The sequence below is a fragment of the Bradyrhizobium sp. 62 genome, assembly GCF_023073035.1.
Lineage (GTDB): Bacteria > Pseudomonadota > Alphaproteobacteria > Rhizobiales > Xanthobacteraceae > Bradyrhizobium.
The window spans coordinates 27,403-40,991 of sequence record NZ_JADPIT010000004.1; the positions used below are offsets into that span (position 1 = coordinate 27,403).

Genomic DNA, 13,589 nt, shown 5'->3' on the forward strand with positions numbered 1-13,589 from the left:
CGCATCTCGCCGGGCTCGAGCGTCAGCGAGAGGTTGTTGATGGCGTGGAAGCCGTCGAACGAGACGTGCACGCCGTCGAGATAAAGCATTGCGGAGGTGGCGCGGGTGTCCATGACGTTCATTGCGCTTCCTCCGCCATTTTAGGTTCGGTGACGCCGTCTTCGGCCGCGGCGCTCGCAATGGTCGCGGCGTCGCGCCTGTCCTTCGACGAGTCCCACCAGGCGTTGAAAGTGCCGACGATGCCCTTGGGCAGCAGCAGCGTCACCAGGATGAACATGGCGCCCAGCATGAACAGCCAGTAAGGCGCGAGCATGCCGGAGGTGAAGAACGTCTTTGCGTAGTTGACGACGACGGCGCCAAGCGCAGCGCCGACCAGCGTACCGCGGCCGCCGACGGCGACCCAGATCACTGCCTCGATCGAATTGCCCGGCGCGAATTCGCTTGGGTTGATGATGCCGACCTGCGGCACATAGAGCGCGCCGGCGACGCCGGCCATGCAGGCCGACACCGTGAACACGAACAGCTTGTAGGATTCGACGCGGTAGCCGAGGAAGCGCGTGCGCGATTCCGCATCGCGCACGGCGATCAGCACCTTGCCGAGCTTGGACGAGACGATGGCGCGGCAGATCAGGAAGCCGGCGATCAGCGCCAGGCAGCTCAGCGCGAACAGCGCAGCACGCGTGCCCTCGGCCTGCACGTTGAAGCCCAAAATGTCCTTGAAGTCGGTCATGCCGTTGTTGCCGCCGAAGCCGAAATCGTTGCGGAAGAAGGCGAGCAGCAGTGCATAGGTCATCGCCTGCGTGATGATCGACAGATACACGCCCGTGACGCGGGAGCGGAAGGCGAGCCAGCCGAAGCAAAAGGCGAGCAGCCCCGGTACGATCAGCACCATCAGCGCGGCAAACCAGAACATGTCGAAGCCGTACCAGTACCAGGGCAGCTTCGAATAGTTCAGGAACACCATGAAGTCCGGCAGGATCGGATTGCCGTAGACGCCGCGGCTGCCGATCTGCCGCATCAGGTACATGCCCATCGCGTAGCCGCCGAGCGCGAAGAAGGCGCCGTGGCCGAGCGAAAGGATGCCGCAATAGCCCCAGATCAGGTCGATCGAGAGCGCCAGGATGGCGTAGCAGACATATTTGCCCCAGAGCGCGACCAGATAGGTCGGCACCTGCAGGAACGAGCCCGCGGGCAGCAGCAGGTTGGAGAGCGGGATGAGGATGCCGCAGGCCACGACGACCGCAAGGAAGATCGTCGCGCCGCGGTCCAGCGATCGCGTCAGCATGTGAGGACTCATGCTTCCACCGCACGGCCCTTGAGCGCGAACAGACCGCGCGGCCGTTTTTGAATGAACAGGATGATGAGAACGAGGATGGCGATCTTGCCGAGCACGGCGCCGGCGACCGGCTCCAGGAATTTGTTGGCGATGCCGAGCGTGAAGGCGCCGACCAGCGTGCCCCAGAGATTGCCGACGCCGCCGAACACCACGACCATGAAGCTGTCGATGATGTAGCTCTGGCCGAGATTGGGGCTGACATTGTCGATCTGAGACAGCGCCACGCCGGCGATGCCGGCAATGCCCGAGCCGAGGCCGAAGGTCAACGCATCGACACGCGAGGTCGCGATGCCCATCGAAGCCGCCATGCGGCGGTTCTGCGTGACCGCGCGCATCTCGAGCCCGAGTGCCGTGTAGCGCAGCATCGCGAGCAGAATGACGAACACCGCGAGCGTGAAGACAAGGATCCAGAGCCGGTTATAGGTAATCGTGATCTGGCCGAGCTCGAATGCGCCGCTCATCCATGAGGGGTTGCCGACCTCGCGGTTGGTCGGGCCGAACATGGTGCGCACGGCCTGCTGCAGCACCAGCGACAGGCCCCACGTCGCCAGCAGCGTCTCCAGCGGACGGCCATAGAGAAAGCGGATGATGCTGCGCTCGATCACGACGCCGAGCGCGCCCGCCACCAGGAAGGCGAGCGGCACCGCGATCAGCAGCGAATAGTCGAACAGGCCGGGATAGCGGGTGCGGATCACCTCCTGCACCACGAAGGTGGTGTAGGCTCCGATCATCACCATCTCGCCATGGGCCATGTTGATGACGCCCATCACGCCGAACGTGATGGCAAGCCCGATCGCTGCAAGCAGCAGCACCGAACCGAGCGAGAGGCCGTACCAGGCATTCTGCACCATCGACCAGACCGCGAGCGAACTCTGGATCGAGCCTATTGCACTCGCGGCAGCCTTGGTCACCGAGGCCGGCTGGTCGCCCATGCCGGTGAGAAGCGCCATCGCCTCCTGGTCGCCGCGCGCCTTGATGGTGGCAACGGCTTCGAGCTTCTCGACCTCGGTGGCATCAGGCTTGAACAACAGGATCGCCGCGCGGGCGTCGCCCAGCGCAGCCTTGACGGATCGGTTGGTTTCCTTGGCGAGCGCGCCGTCGACGGCTTCGAGCGACGTCTCCTCATGCGACTTGAAGACGGATTGCGCCGCCTGGAGCCGCGCTCCGATGTCGGGTGACTGCAGCGTCAGACTGCCGATCGCGGCATCGACGCTGCGGCGCAGGCGGTTGTTGAGGCGGACCGCGCTTGCACTGTCGGGCACACTGGCCACGGCCTGACCGGTCGCAGCATCGATCGACTTGCCGTCGGCGCCGGTAACGTAAACCTTCTTGCTGTCCGGATCGGCCATCAGCCGGCCGTCCTGGAGCGCGCTGATGATCGGAAAGGCCAGCGTATTGCCGCTGCTCGCGACCACGCCGATCGCCTCTTCCGTGTCGGAATAATCGTCGTTGGCGAATTTGGCGACCGCATCTTCGAACGGACCAGCCAAGGCCGGCAGTGCGAACGCGATCAGGAACAACGAGAGCAGGAGCGAACAGAGGCGGGCGGACAAATTGGCTGGCACTGTGAAAGACCCCGGCAGAAAAGGGTGGAGAAGGCGGCGGGATCGCCGCCTTCTCCGATCATGCAATGAAGTGTCAGATTCGGATCAGGAACCCGAACCGAGGCACTTGTTGCTCTTGGTGTTGAAGTTGCCGCACTTCTTGCCGACCCAGTCGCCGACCAGGTCCTTGGAGCCGTCGAGCTCCTTCGACCAGGCGTCGCCCGCGACAAGACCCGGGGTCTTCCACACCACGTCGAACTGGCCGTTGGCTTTGATTTCGCCAATGAACACCGGCTTGGTGATGTGATGGTTCGGAAGCATCTTGGAGGTGCCGCCGGTCAGGTTCTTGGCTTCGATGCCCGGGAGCGCGTCGATCACCTTGTCCGGATCGGTCGACTTCACCTTCTCGACCGCCTTGACCCACATGTCGAAGCCGATCACGTGCGCTTCCATCGGATCGTTGGTCACGCGCTTCGGATTCTTGGTGTAGGTCTGCCACGCCTTGATGAACTTCTCGTTCTCCGGCGACTTGATCGACTGGAAGTAGTTCCAGGCGGCGAGATGGCCGAGCAGCGGCTTGGTGTCGATGCCGGCGAGTTCTTCCTCACCCACCGAGAACGCGACGACCGGGATGTCCTTCGCCTTGATGCCCTGGTTGCCGAGCTCCTTGTAGAAAGGAACGTTGGCGTCGCCGTTGATGGTCGAGACCACGGCGGTCTTCTTGCCGGCCGAGCCGAACTTCTTGATGTCGGCCACGATCGTCTGCCAGTCGGAATGACCGAACGGCGTGTAGTTGATCATGATGTCTTCCTGGGCGACACCCTTGGACTTCAGATAGGCTTCCAGGATCTTGTTGGTGGTGCGCGGATAGACGTAGTCGGTGCCCGCGAGCACCCAGCGCTTCACCTTCTCGTCCTTCATCAGATAGTCGACGGCGGGGATCGCCTGCTGGTTCGGCGCGGCACCGGTGTAGAACACGTTGCGCTCGCTCTCCTCGCCCTCGTACTGCACGGGGTAGAACAGGATGCTGTTCAGCTCCTTGAACACCGGGAGCACCGACTTGCGCGACACCGAGGTCCAGCAGCCGAACACGACCGAGACCTTATCCTTGGTGATCAGCTCGCGCGCCTTCTCGGCGAACAGTGGCCAGTTCGAAGCGGGATCGACGACGACGGCTTCGAGCTTCTTGCCGTTGACGCCGCCCTTCTTGTTCTGCTCGTCGATCAGGAAGAGGATGGTGTCCTTCAGCGTGGTCTCGCTGATAGCCATGGTGCCGGAGAGAGAATGAAGCACGCCGACCTTGATGGTGTCGTCCGCCGCTTTCGCACCGGAAATGGAAGCCAGACCAAGCATCAGTCCGGCGGTCGCGGCGAGAACGCCACGGCGGCTAAATGGCGCCGCTATATCGTGAGTGGATTTGCTATGCATGAGTGTCTCATCTCCCTGACGCAGACGTGAAAAACGCTGCGAAACGGCCCCAACGGCCGCCTGCGATTAACGGATTCGCAAGAACCGTGCCATGGATTAGACACATATTAGGCCATTGATTTCGCTGGCGAAATCGACAGAAAACCAAGCATCGCCATCGCCACGTCGCCTAAACATTGAGCAATTCAAATGTATGCGAATGCGGCAGGCAGGCTATTTTCTAAGCAAAATTCCAACCCTGGCTAAATTTCCGGCATAACTATTTCTGCACCGCGATCGCCATTTGTGGTGCGCCTGCCTTGAAAGCGCCGCCTCAATGTTCCATATGGGGGGCGAGGTCTCTTTCGAATCAGAGACCGTTGCGAGCCGCGTGTTCTTAAGCCCTTACGGGCGTCTGGCTTGCCCCATCCCATCAAGCCATCCGACACCCCAAACACGCAGGTGTCCCTCTTGACACCCTTTTGCGCGCGCCGCGCCGAATGCGCCGGGCGCCCGCTTTTGACATGGAAAGAACCCACCTTTTGACTTCGTTTCAGGATTTCGGCCTCGCCGAACCCATCGCTCGTGCTCTCACCGAAGAGAACTACGTCACCCCCACCCCCATCCAGACCCAGACGATTCCGACCGTACTGACCGGCCGCGACGTCGTCGGCATCGCCCAGACCGGAACCGGCAAGACCGCGTCTTTCGCGCTGCCGATCCTGCACCGCCTGCTCGAGAATCGCATCAAGCCGCAGCCGAAGACGACCCGCGTCCTGGTGCTGTCGCCGACCCGCGAACTGTCAGGCCAGATCCTCGACAGTTTCAATGCCTATGGCCGCCACATCCGCCTGTCCTCGACGCTCGCCATCGGCGGCGTGCCGATGGGCCGTCAGGTCCGCTCGCTGATGCAGGGCGTCGAGGTGCTGGTCGCCACCCCCGGCCGTTTGCTCGACCTCGTGCAGAGCAACGGACTGAGGCTTGGAAGCGTCGAATTCCTCGTGCTCGACGAGGCCGACCGCATGCTCGACATGGGCTTCATCAACGACATCCGCAAAATCGTCGCCAAGCTGCCGATCAAGCGGCAGACGCTGTTCTTCTCGGCCACCATGCCGAAGGACATCGCCGAGCTGGCCGACGCCATGCTGCGCGATCCCGCCCGCGTCGCGGTGACCCCGGTCTCCTCGACCGTGGAGCGCATCCAGCAGCGCATCATCCAGGTCGACTTCTCCGCCAAGCCGGCGTTCCTCGCCCAGCTGTTGAAGCAGGAGCAGGTCAACCGCGCGCTGGTTTTCACTCGCACCAAGCACGGCGCCGACAAGGTCGTAAAGACACTCGAGAAGGCGGGGATCCCCGCCAGCGCCATCCACGGTAACAAGTCGCAGAACCATCGCGAACGGACGCTTGCCCAGTTCCGCACCGGTGAAATCCGCACGCTGGTCGCCACCGATATCGCCGCCCGCGGCATCGATGTCGACGGCATCACCCACGTCATCAATTTCGACCTGCCCAACGTGCCGGAGACCTATGTGCATCGCATCGGTCGCACCGCGCGCGCGGGTGCCGAGGGTACCGCGATCTCACTGGTCGCAGGCGGCGAGGAGCTGAGCTATCTCCGCGATATCGAGCGGCTGATCAAAGTGGCGCTGCCGCGTGAGGATCGCCGCACCGACGCCGGCCGCCGGGATGCGGGCCCTCCCCCGCAGCAGCAACGACAGGGTCGGCCGGGCCGCCCGGGCCAGCGTCCGCAAGGCGCAAGGTCTGGTGAGGGACGCCACGGTGACGGTCGCCGTGCCGACGAAAGGCATGCGGACGGGCGCCACCACAGCGCCGCCAAGCAGGGCGACGGAAGACCCGGCGAGGGACGGCATGGCGACGCCAGGCGTGCTGACGCACGGCCCGGCAGTGGCCCGAAGGCTTCGAAGGCTCCTCGTCGCGACCACACCGGCGGCAAGGCGCATTCTTCGCCAAACGGCCGTCCGGAACAGCGTTCCGCGCATAGCGCCGGGGCGTCTGATGGGATACAAGGCGTTGCCTTTTTGCGCCGCGAGAGTCGGCCGAACGGCCAACCGAACCGCAAACCCCATTCGCACTAGCCGTCCACGACCTGGAGAAATTCATGGCTAAGGAAGAGCTGATCCAGTTCGAAGGACTGGTCACCGAAATCCTCCCCGACGCGCGCTACCGCGTGCAGCTCGACGCCGGACACGAGATCGTCGCCTACACCGCCGGCAAGATGAAGAAGAACCGCATCAAGACTCTGGCGGGCGACCGCGTGACGGTTGAGATGTCGCCCTATGACCTCGAAAAGGGCCGGCTGATTTTCCGCCACAAGGACGAACGTCCGAGCGGGATGGGCGGACCTCCGCGCCCCGGGCAGCGCGGCGGCCAGTTCCGCCGCCGCTAGTCGGGGTCTCAGCGCGCGAGCGCGGACCTGAAGTTCCGACCTGTATGCTGATCCGCCGTGAGCATCACGGCGGATCAAAAAATCGTGCACGTCAGCATTGTTTTGGGGTTCTGTTTCCAATAAAATGAATTAATCGATTTTCGGCCGGACGACATTAGCATCCACCGGTACAGCCGGTTCAGACACGCTGACGACCCTTCCAAAAATTCGATCTAACCTGTCCGCGCGAGCGGGCTCTGACATTGTGTTATCTGAGAAGGGACTACCCCCATGAGCATGGGAACCGTGAAGTGGTTTAACGCGACCAAAGGCTTCGGCTTCATCCAGCCCGACGATGGCGGCCAGGACGTGTTTGTCCACATCAGCGCTGTGGAGCGTGCAGGCCTCGGCACGCTGCGCGAAGGTCAGAAGATCTCCTACGAGATCGTGGCCGACCGCCGTTCCGGCAAGTCGGCAGCGGACAACCTCCGTTCCGCCGGTTGAGCCTACCGCTTACGGCCCGATCGGCTCGAGCGAACAAGTCAAATGAAAAGGCCGGGCACAATGCCCGGCCTTTTTTCTAGTTCAGGGGGCACGGCAGCGACGGTACGCCGTTGTAAGGAACGCAGGTGACCTGGCGCGGACGCGTGTAGGAGACATCGCTCAGCGTGATGCCCGACTTCAGAACAAATTTGACAGAAGGCGTGTAGAGGTAACTCGCCTCGCTGTAAATGAGGTAGGTCTTCGGGATCAAGAGCGTCGACGGAATCATCGAGGTGACCGTGGTACCAGCAGCCAGAGCCGAGGGCGGAGCCGTCAGCGTGGCCTGCGTCGCACCGTTGGCAATGGTGGCGGACTGGCTCCATTTAATTTTGGCGACGCTGCTCGAGTCGATATAGATCTGAAGAACCGTGCCGTTCACGAGCGTAGCGTCGTAAGGCATGATCATCGAAATGCTTGCCGTGAACGTGTCCTGCAAGTCGCCAGGGTCGAGCGACGTTGACTGCGACGTCAAATCGGACAGTGTCCGTGCAATCATTGTGACTTTGCGATCAATCGCCACGGCCGATGAAAATTCGACGGTACCGAAGAACATCACCAGCATCAGCGGCACGATGACCGCGAATTCGGTCGCCGCGAGCGCGCGCTTGTCGGCGACGAAGTCACGCACGAATTGACCGGTATTCCTCCAGATATGCGCAATCGGCTGCATCGGCTTGCTCGAATCCATCTGTCTCAAAAAGGTTCGTTCTTGAAGGCCGCGGTCGCGACCAGCAGCCGTTTGTTGCTGCAGCCCATGTTGAAGCCAAGGCCGGTGACGATGAGCGGCCACTGATAGAACAGGCGCACCACGACGACCTGGCCGGCGGCCCCGGCATTGTACTGCACGCCGGCCGGGTTGAAGCTGCAGGAATTGCCGTAGCTGGTGAGGCTTAGTGCTCCGAACGAGTTTGTACTCACAACGTCGATGTAGAGCTTGGTGCAATCAAAGAGCGCTGGGATCTGGCTGCAGACGTAAGCCTTGAACGTCGTTTGCGAGCAGGGCGTGCTCACGCCGGACACCGCGCAGGCCGCCACCGAACCGGATTGCGCCTGCCCCGTCAGCAACACCCGCGCGGAATTCTGGCTGGCGCTCTCGAGCACCTGGGTCGCCAAGAACATCAGCGCCGTCTCGATGATGGCGAACAGCAGCGCGAAGAACATCGGTGCGACCAGCGCGAACTCGACGGCTGCGGAGCCGCGGCGACTGCCGCGAAACCGGCGCAGCATGGCGAGGAGCGTGAACCTCGTAGGTGCAGGCGAAGGCATCAAATTCCCCAGCAGCAGCAATCATCTGCCATGTTCAATAGCGGAAACTGATTGTTTAAGTGTTTCAGGCGATCCGCACCCGGCGACCCGGGCCATTAGGGGCGCGTTAACCGTGAACGACCCAGGCCAAGGAGACGAGAGCATTGAGACGAGCATACGGAGAGAGAAACTCATGCGCCCGCATCGGCCCGGGGCGATCCTTGCCCCGGCAAACCCGCTCAGTTCGTCTTGGCGCCCGCACCAGCATTGCCGCTGGCCGTGCTGCTCAACGAACCGGCCTGACTTATCGTGTTGTTGAAATAGGTGTCGCTGTCGCCGAGCGTCACGCGACGCTGGCAAACCGGCATGCAGCTGTAGGACTCGCGCTCGATCCCGCGATAGACGGTGACGAGCCGATCGCTCGGACCTTCGACCTGGATCTGGCGATCGACCAGGATCTCGCCGCCTCGGTCGAGCGCGATGAAATTGGTGGCGCCATAGCCCTTGCCGGTCACGACGATCATGCCACCAGGCTGGAGCGTGACGTCGGCGATCATGGGATTGCCGACCACGATGGTCGCCACCTTGCCAGGCAACCGCACCAGCTTGGCCTGGTCGACATTCACGGCAATGGCATCTGCGGTCGGCTCGGCAAGGCCAGCAGCCGGCGATGCCAGCACCGCGGCCGCAACCAGAAGACAGACGCGCGCATGACGGCGCAGCAGTTGTTTACGCATACTCTTACCCCCGGGACGTCACAAACCGGCAGAAGCAATCGGATAACAGCCGAGCCGGTGCCCGACCCGGCTAACCTGCCCTCAATTCGTGAACGTTCCGCAAATTCGCCGACTATTGTTTGAACGGACTGGCATTTCGCGGCCCCGAGAACCTAGCGGCGGAACGGATAGGCAAGCTGCCCTCCGATCTCCTTCGGCATGGTGGCTTCATCCTTGCCGTAATCCTGCGGCAATTGCCCCTCGGGCATCCGGAAAGTGCCGAACAGCACATCCCAGATCGGGAACGTGCCGGCAAAATTGGTGTCGCCGCCCTCTGCGAGCGAGGTGTGGTGCCAGCGATGGAACACCGGCGTCGCCAGCACATATTTGAACGGCCCGAAGGTCCAGTTGAGGTTGGCGTGCACGAAGGCCGAATGGAAGGTCGTGAACGGGGCGAGCCAGACCATGGCGTTCGGCGAAATGCCGGCCATCAGCAGCACGACGTCGACCGCGATCGTACCGAGCACGAGATTGACGGGATGGAAGCGGGCCGCGGAAATCCAGCTGATCTCCTCCGAGGAGTGGTGGATCGCGTGGTACTTCCAGAACCCGCCGCCGTGGAACAGCCGGTGCAGCCAGTACAGCATGAAATCGGACAGGACCAGGAACAGCACGGCCTGGACCCAGAGCGGCAATAGCGACAGCGGGCCGTGGCCATTGTCGTAGAAGGCGATGAGTTCGTCGGCATCATGGATGTTGAAGACGAAGCTCGCACCGACGATCAGAAGGCTGATCCGCATGACACGTGCGAACACCGGAACGACAAACCAGTAGCAGATGTCCGTGACGATCTCCCGCTTGCGCCACCAGGGCACGCCGGGATTGCAGGCCCAGACGTGCTCGAGCACGGTGAAGACCACCGCGAGCGCGAAAGTCGTGGGGATCACCTTCGCGATGGTCTCGCCGAGCATCAGGGCGATTTCCATGGGCAGGCTCGACATTGTCGCCTCTCTTGCGAATTGCTGGTCCCGCCTACGCGTACTCCCTCAAATTTAAGGGACGGTGAAGCCGGAACTGCGCTTGCTGCACATCCGGAACTGGAACGATTGCAGCTGGCTGCCTTAAGGCGAAATTCACTCTGGCCAGCGGCAGGCGGGTTTGCCCGATCGAATTAACTCTCCCGAAAGAGCTCGGATCTCATGGTCATTGGGTCAAGCACAACGCCGAACGAGGCGATCCCACCCCAGATGGAGTTTTGTTCATGAAGAACCTGATTGCGCGTTTCGCAAAAGATGAATCCGGCGCCACCGCCATCGAATACGGCCTGATCGCCGCCGGCATCGCGCTGGCCATCATCACCGTCGTCAACAATCTCGGCACCACGCTGAACGCCAAGTTCACCTCCATCAGCAGCTCGCTGAAGTAAGCGATCGACGAACGACGGCAAAAGCCCCGGGCCTCCGGGGCCTTTGTTTTTCAGACGGCGAGTTCCAGTGGCGTTGAGCAAGTACAGAACCGATGCCGCGGTCGCGGCAAACGTGGCGGAGGCCGCGCAGACCGGCTCGCCGGCTTACTGGGTCTGCCTGGCCCTGCTGCTTGCGACCGTCGCGCTCGCCGCACGCATCGCCTCCCTCTGGTGAGCACGCCTTCGGCTGGTTCCGCCCATCGAAACGGCTGCCGCCGTTTTCGGTTTGTTTAGCACTGCCGGCTAGAATCCGGCGACGCCAGCTCCGCGGCAAACCCAGGCCTCAAGACGCAACCCATGATCCTCGACCTTGCGCGCCTTCTGCTCTTCCCTGCCCTGATGGCGTTTGCCGCCGCGAGCGATCTCTTCACGATGACGATCTCTAACCGCGTATCGCTGGCGCTGGTCGCCGGCTTTTTCGCGCTTGCTCTCGCCGGTGGCATGGCACCTTACGAGATGCTGAGCCATGTCGGCTCAGGTGCGCTCGTCCTGGTCGTGGCTTTCACCTGTTTTGCGATGGGCTGGGTCGGCGGTGGCGATGCCAAGGTCGCGGCCTCCGTCGCACTCTGGTTCGGGTTCGCACAGCTGATGAACTTCCTGCTCTACGCCTCGCTGTTCGGCGGGGCGCTGACGCTGCTCCTGCTCCAGTTCCGGCAGTGGCCGCTGCCTTATGGGCTGGCGGGCCAGGCCTGGCTCGCGCGGCTGCACGCCAAGGAGAGCGGCATTCCCTACGGCATCGCGCTCGCAATGAGTGCGCTGATGGTCTACCCGGAGACCGAATGGGTGAAGGCGATCGACCTCGCTCACCTCGCATTGCGCTGAACGCATCGGGTCAACCCGGCGTTAAGGCGATTTAGATACGCCTCATTAACCATGCTTTGACGAATAGCTGGTCAACTGCCGATTACGGCGGCGTCAGCGTCGCGGCGTTTGTTGGAAAGTGAAGCGTATGAATAGGGCACGCATTGTCGTCCTGACGGTCGCCATCTGCGCCGGCGGTGTCGCCGCGTATCTGGCGAGCGGCTCGGACAATTCTGCGCCGCCTCCGGCTCCGGTCGCGCAGCTTCCCACCGTCGACGTCCTGGTCGCCAAGAACGACATCGGCCTGGGCCAGACCGTCAAGCCGGAAGACGTGCAATGGCAGACCTGGCCGTCCGCGACCGCCAGCACCACCTTCATCCGCCGCAACGAGCGCCCCGAGGGAGTAACCCAGGTCACCGGCTCGATCGCACGATCTCCCTTCATCCAGGGTGAGCCGATCCGCGACCAGAAGCTGGTCAAGGCCGAAGGCTCCGGCTTCATGGCGGCAATCCTGCCCACCGGAATGCGGGCGATTTCGACCGAGATCTCGCCGGAAACCGGCGCAGGCGGCTTCATCCTCCCCAACGACCGCGTCGACGTGCTTCTGACGCGCCGTCTCAAGAATCCGGACCAGAGCAGCGGCGCCCCTGATGTGATCACGTCCGAGATCATCCTGGCCAATATCCGCGTCCTGGCCATCGACCAGGCGCCGAAGGAGAAGGACGGGCAGAACGCGGTGGTCGGCAAGACCGTCACCCTCGAGCTCAATCCTGCGCAGACTGCGACGCTCTCCTCCGCACGCCAGAGCGGCACGCTGTCGCTGGCGTTGCGCAGCATCGTCGACGTCAAGCTCAGCGAGATCACGCTCGATGATTCCGCGCAGAAGCGCGATGGCATTTCGATCATTCGGTACGGTATCCCAAGCTCGACGGCGAAGGCACGATGAGGACTGTCGATATGAAATGCAGGGCGAACTTGGCGACGATGCGAACCTCTGTGGTCCGCGCCCTGTCGTTTTCGGCCACCGTCGCGCTCGCGCTCAACCCGGTGCTGACCCCTGTGGTTGCCGCCGACTATCGCCCTGTGGCGCAGGCTGCGGCCGACGGTCAGATGAACGCGCGATTCCTCTCGCTCGGCATCGGCAAGTCGATCGTGATCGACCTTCCGCGTGACATCAAGGACGTGCTCGTCGCCGATCCCAAGATCGCCAACGCGGTCGTCCGCTCGGCGCAGCGCGCCTACATCATCGGCGCCGCGATCGGCCAGACCAACATCGTGTTCTTCGATTCCGCCGGCCAGCAGATTGCGGCCTATGACATCGCGGTCAAGCGCGACCTCAACGGCGTGCGGGCCGCGCTGAAGCAGGTCCTGCCGAACTCAGACATCCAGATCGACGGGCTAGGCGACGGCATCATCCTGACCGGTTCGGCCGCGAATCCCGCCGAAGCCCAGCAGGCCAACGACCTCGCCGTGCGCCTCGCGGGCGGCCCCGAGAAGGTCGTGAACTCGATCGTGGTCCGCGGCCGCGACCAGGTCATGCTCAAGGTGACCGTTGCCGAAGTGCAGCGCAGCATCATCAAGCAGCTCGGAATCGACCTTACCGCCAATCTCAGCTACGGCACCTCGGTCGTCAGCTTCAGCAACTCCAATCCGTTCACGGCTCTCGGCAAGAACCTCGTCGACGGCAACAATCTGACCACCAAGTTCGGCGGGGCCCCGTCGGTGCAGGCCACCCTGCGTGCGATGGAAACCGCGGGTGTGATCCGGACGCTGGCCGAACCGAATCTGACCGCGATCTCCGGTGAATCGGCAACATTCATCGCCGGCGGTGAATTCCCGGTGCCTGCCGGCTACGCGTGCGACCCTACCACGCACGTTTGTACCACCCAGATCAGCTTCAAGAAGTTCGGCATCTCGCTCAACTTCACCCCCGTCGTTCTCACCGAGGGCAAGATCAGCCTGCGGGTGATGACGGAGGTCTCTGAGCTCTCCAACGAAAACGCGATCACGCTGTCTCAGGCCGTGACCTCGACCTCGGTCAACTCGCTCACGGTGCCCTCGATCAAGACCCGCCGCGCAGAAACCTCCCTGGAAATTCCCTCCGGAGGTGCGATGGCTATGGCCGGCCTGATCCAGCAGCAGACCA

At 62.7% G+C, this 13,589-nt stretch carries 15 protein-coding genes and 1 pseudogene; 8 read left to right on the forward strand and 8 right to left on the reverse strand.

Going from position 1 to position 13,589, the window contains the following annotated elements:
• The 4 genes and pseudogenes from IVB47_RS02675 to urtA form a co-directional block, all read right to left on the reverse strand.
• Window positions 1-122 (reverse strand): annotated as a pseudogene (locus IVB47_RS02675) (ABC transporter ATP-binding protein); the annotation flags it as partial.
• Complete coding sequence (urtC, locus tag IVB47_RS02680; protein ID WP_247459679.1) at window positions 119-1,297, reverse strand: urea ABC transporter permease subunit UrtC; 1,179 nt, start codon at window positions 1,295-1,297, stop codon at window positions 119-121. The pseudogene IVB47_RS02675 and the gene urtC, both read right to left, overlap by 4 nt.
• Window positions 1,294-2,901 carry an urea ABC transporter permease subunit UrtB gene (gene urtB, locus IVB47_RS02685; RefSeq protein WP_027570209.1) on the reverse strand — a complete coding sequence of 536 codons (1,608 nt, stop codon included), beginning with the start codon at window positions 2,899-2,901 and terminating at the stop codon, window positions 1,294-1,296. Before urtB ends, urtC begins: the two co-directional genes overlap by 4 nt.
• A gap of 84 nt (window positions 2,902-2,985) precedes the next feature.
• Entirely contained in the window at window positions 2,986-4,308 is a 1,323-nt protein-coding gene (gene urtA, locus IVB47_RS02690) for an urea ABC transporter substrate-binding protein (RefSeq protein ID WP_027570208.1), read from the reverse strand.
• 479 nt (window positions 4,309-4,787) lie between these two features.
• On the opposite strand from urtA, the gene IVB47_RS02695 reads away from it, so the two are divergent.
• The 3 genes from IVB47_RS02695 to IVB47_RS02705 all read left to right on the forward strand — a co-directional run bounded on the left by IVB47_RS02695 (window position 4,788) and on the right by IVB47_RS02705 (window position 7,177).
• The gene (locus IVB47_RS02695) at window positions 4,788-6,383 is read left to right on the forward strand and encodes a DEAD/DEAH box helicase (RefSeq protein WP_247459681.1); all 1,596 of its coding nucleotides are present in this window, start codon (window positions 4,788-4,790) and stop codon (window positions 6,381-6,383) included.
• A 23-nt stretch (window positions 6,384-6,406) separates the two neighbouring features.
• On the forward strand, window positions 6,407-6,694 hold the full coding sequence (gene infA, locus IVB47_RS02700) for a translation initiation factor IF-1 (RefSeq protein WP_007599789.1): 288 nt from the start codon (window positions 6,407-6,409) through the stop codon (window positions 6,692-6,694).
• A gap of 270 nt (window positions 6,695-6,964) precedes the next feature.
• Window positions 6,965-7,177 (forward strand): cold-shock protein, encoded by a 213-nt coding sequence (locus IVB47_RS02705; RefSeq protein ID WP_007599788.1) that lies wholly within the window; start codon window positions 6,965-6,967, stop codon window positions 7,175-7,177.
• A 76-nt stretch (window positions 7,178-7,253) separates the two neighbouring features.
• On the opposite strand, the gene IVB47_RS02710 is transcribed toward IVB47_RS02705, so the two are convergent.
• From IVB47_RS02710 to IVB47_RS02725, 4 genes are all read right to left on the reverse strand, one after another.
• Window positions 7,254-7,904 (reverse strand): TadE/TadG family type IV pilus assembly protein, encoded by a 651-nt coding sequence (locus IVB47_RS02710; protein ID WP_247459683.1) that lies wholly within the window; start codon window positions 7,902-7,904, stop codon window positions 7,254-7,256.
• A 5-nt stretch (window positions 7,905-7,909) separates the two neighbouring features.
• Window positions 7,910-8,482 carry a TadE/TadG family type IV pilus assembly protein gene (locus IVB47_RS02715; protein WP_027570205.1) on the reverse strand — a complete coding sequence of 191 codons (573 nt, stop codon included), beginning with the start codon at window positions 8,480-8,482 and terminating at the stop codon, window positions 7,910-7,912.
• 218 nt (window positions 8,483-8,700) lie between these two features.
• Entirely contained in the window at window positions 8,701-9,198 is a 498-nt protein-coding gene (locus IVB47_RS02720; protein ID WP_247406270.1) for a pilus assembly protein N-terminal domain-containing protein, read from the reverse strand.
• 152 nt (window positions 9,199-9,350) lie between these two features.
• Window positions 9,351-10,178 carry a sterol desaturase family protein gene (locus IVB47_RS02725; RefSeq protein ID WP_027570203.1) on the reverse strand — a complete coding sequence of 276 codons (828 nt, stop codon included), beginning with the start codon at window positions 10,176-10,178 and terminating at the stop codon, window positions 9,351-9,353.
• Window positions 10,179-10,438: 260 nt separating this feature from the next.
• On the opposite strand from IVB47_RS02725, the gene IVB47_RS02730 reads away from it, so the two are divergent.
• From IVB47_RS02730 to IVB47_RS02750, 5 genes are all read left to right on the forward strand, one after another.
• The gene (locus IVB47_RS02730; protein WP_007599783.1) at window positions 10,439-10,603 is read left to right on the forward strand and encodes a Flp family type IVb pilin; all 165 of its coding nucleotides are present in this window, start codon (window positions 10,439-10,441) and stop codon (window positions 10,601-10,603) included.
• A 73-nt stretch (window positions 10,604-10,676) separates the two neighbouring features.
• A complete protein-coding gene (locus tag IVB47_RS02735) occupies window positions 10,677-10,817 on the forward strand; it encodes a hypothetical protein (RefSeq protein ID WP_247406484.1) in 141 nt (46 codons plus the stop codon).
• A 122-nt stretch (window positions 10,818-10,939) separates the two neighbouring features.
• Window positions 10,940-11,464: a prepilin peptidase gene (locus tag IVB47_RS02740; RefSeq protein WP_027570202.1), complete on the forward strand. Its 525-nt coding sequence runs from the start codon at window positions 10,940-10,942 to the stop codon at window positions 11,462-11,464.
• A gap of 127 nt (window positions 11,465-11,591) precedes the next feature.
• Window positions 11,592-12,389, forward strand: coding sequence for a Flp pilus assembly protein CpaB (gene cpaB / locus IVB47_RS02745; protein WP_027570201.1), 798 nt, complete (start codon window positions 11,592-11,594; stop codon window positions 12,387-12,389).
• A gap of 11 nt (window positions 12,390-12,400) precedes the next feature.
• Window positions 12,401-13,589 (forward strand): type II and III secretion system protein family protein (locus IVB47_RS02750; RefSeq protein ID WP_247459818.1); only part of this gene is annotated, 1,189 nt, incomplete at its 3' end.

Coding starts and splice junctions, on each gene's coding strand:
- IVB47_RS02710 (WP_247459683.1), bottom strand. CDS start 7,904: ATGGATTCGAGCAAGCCGATGCAGCCGATTGCGCATATCTGGAGGAAT.
- IVB47_RS02695 (WP_247459681.1), top strand. CDS start 4,788: ATGCGCCGGGCGCCCGCTTTTGACATGGAAAGAACCCACCTTTTGACT.
- cpaB (WP_027570201.1), top strand. CDS start 11,592: ATGAATAGGGCACGCATTGTCGTCCTGACGGTCGCCATCTGCGCCGGC.
- IVB47_RS02740 (WP_027570202.1), top strand. CDS start 10,940: ATGATCCTCGACCTTGCGCGCCTTCTGCTCTTCCCTGCCCTGATGGCG.
- IVB47_RS02725 (WP_027570203.1), bottom strand. CDS start 10,178: ATGTCGAGCCTGCCCATGGAAATCGCCCTGATGCTCGGCGAGACCATC.
- urtC (WP_247459679.1), bottom strand. CDS start 1,297: ATGAGTCCTCACATGCTGACGCGATCGCTGGACCGCGGCGCGACGATC.
- IVB47_RS02720 (WP_247406270.1), bottom strand. CDS start 9,198: ATGCGTAAACAACTGCTGCGCCGTCATGCGCGCGTCTGTCTTCTGGTT.
- IVB47_RS02705 (WP_007599788.1), top strand. CDS start 6,965: ATGAGCATGGGAACCGTGAAGTGGTTTAACGCGACCAAAGGCTTCGGC.
- IVB47_RS02715 (WP_027570205.1), bottom strand. CDS start 8,482: ATGCCTTCGCCTGCACCTACGAGGTTCACGCTCCTCGCCATGCTGCGC.
- urtA (WP_027570208.1), bottom strand. CDS start 4,308: ATGCATAGCAAATCCACTCACGATATAGCGGCGCCATTTAGCCGCCGT.
- infA (WP_007599789.1), top strand. CDS start 6,407: ATGGCTAAGGAAGAGCTGATCCAGTTCGAAGGACTGGTCACCGAAATC.
- IVB47_RS02730 (WP_007599783.1), top strand. CDS start 10,439: ATGAAGAACCTGATTGCGCGTTTCGCAAAAGATGAATCCGGCGCCACC.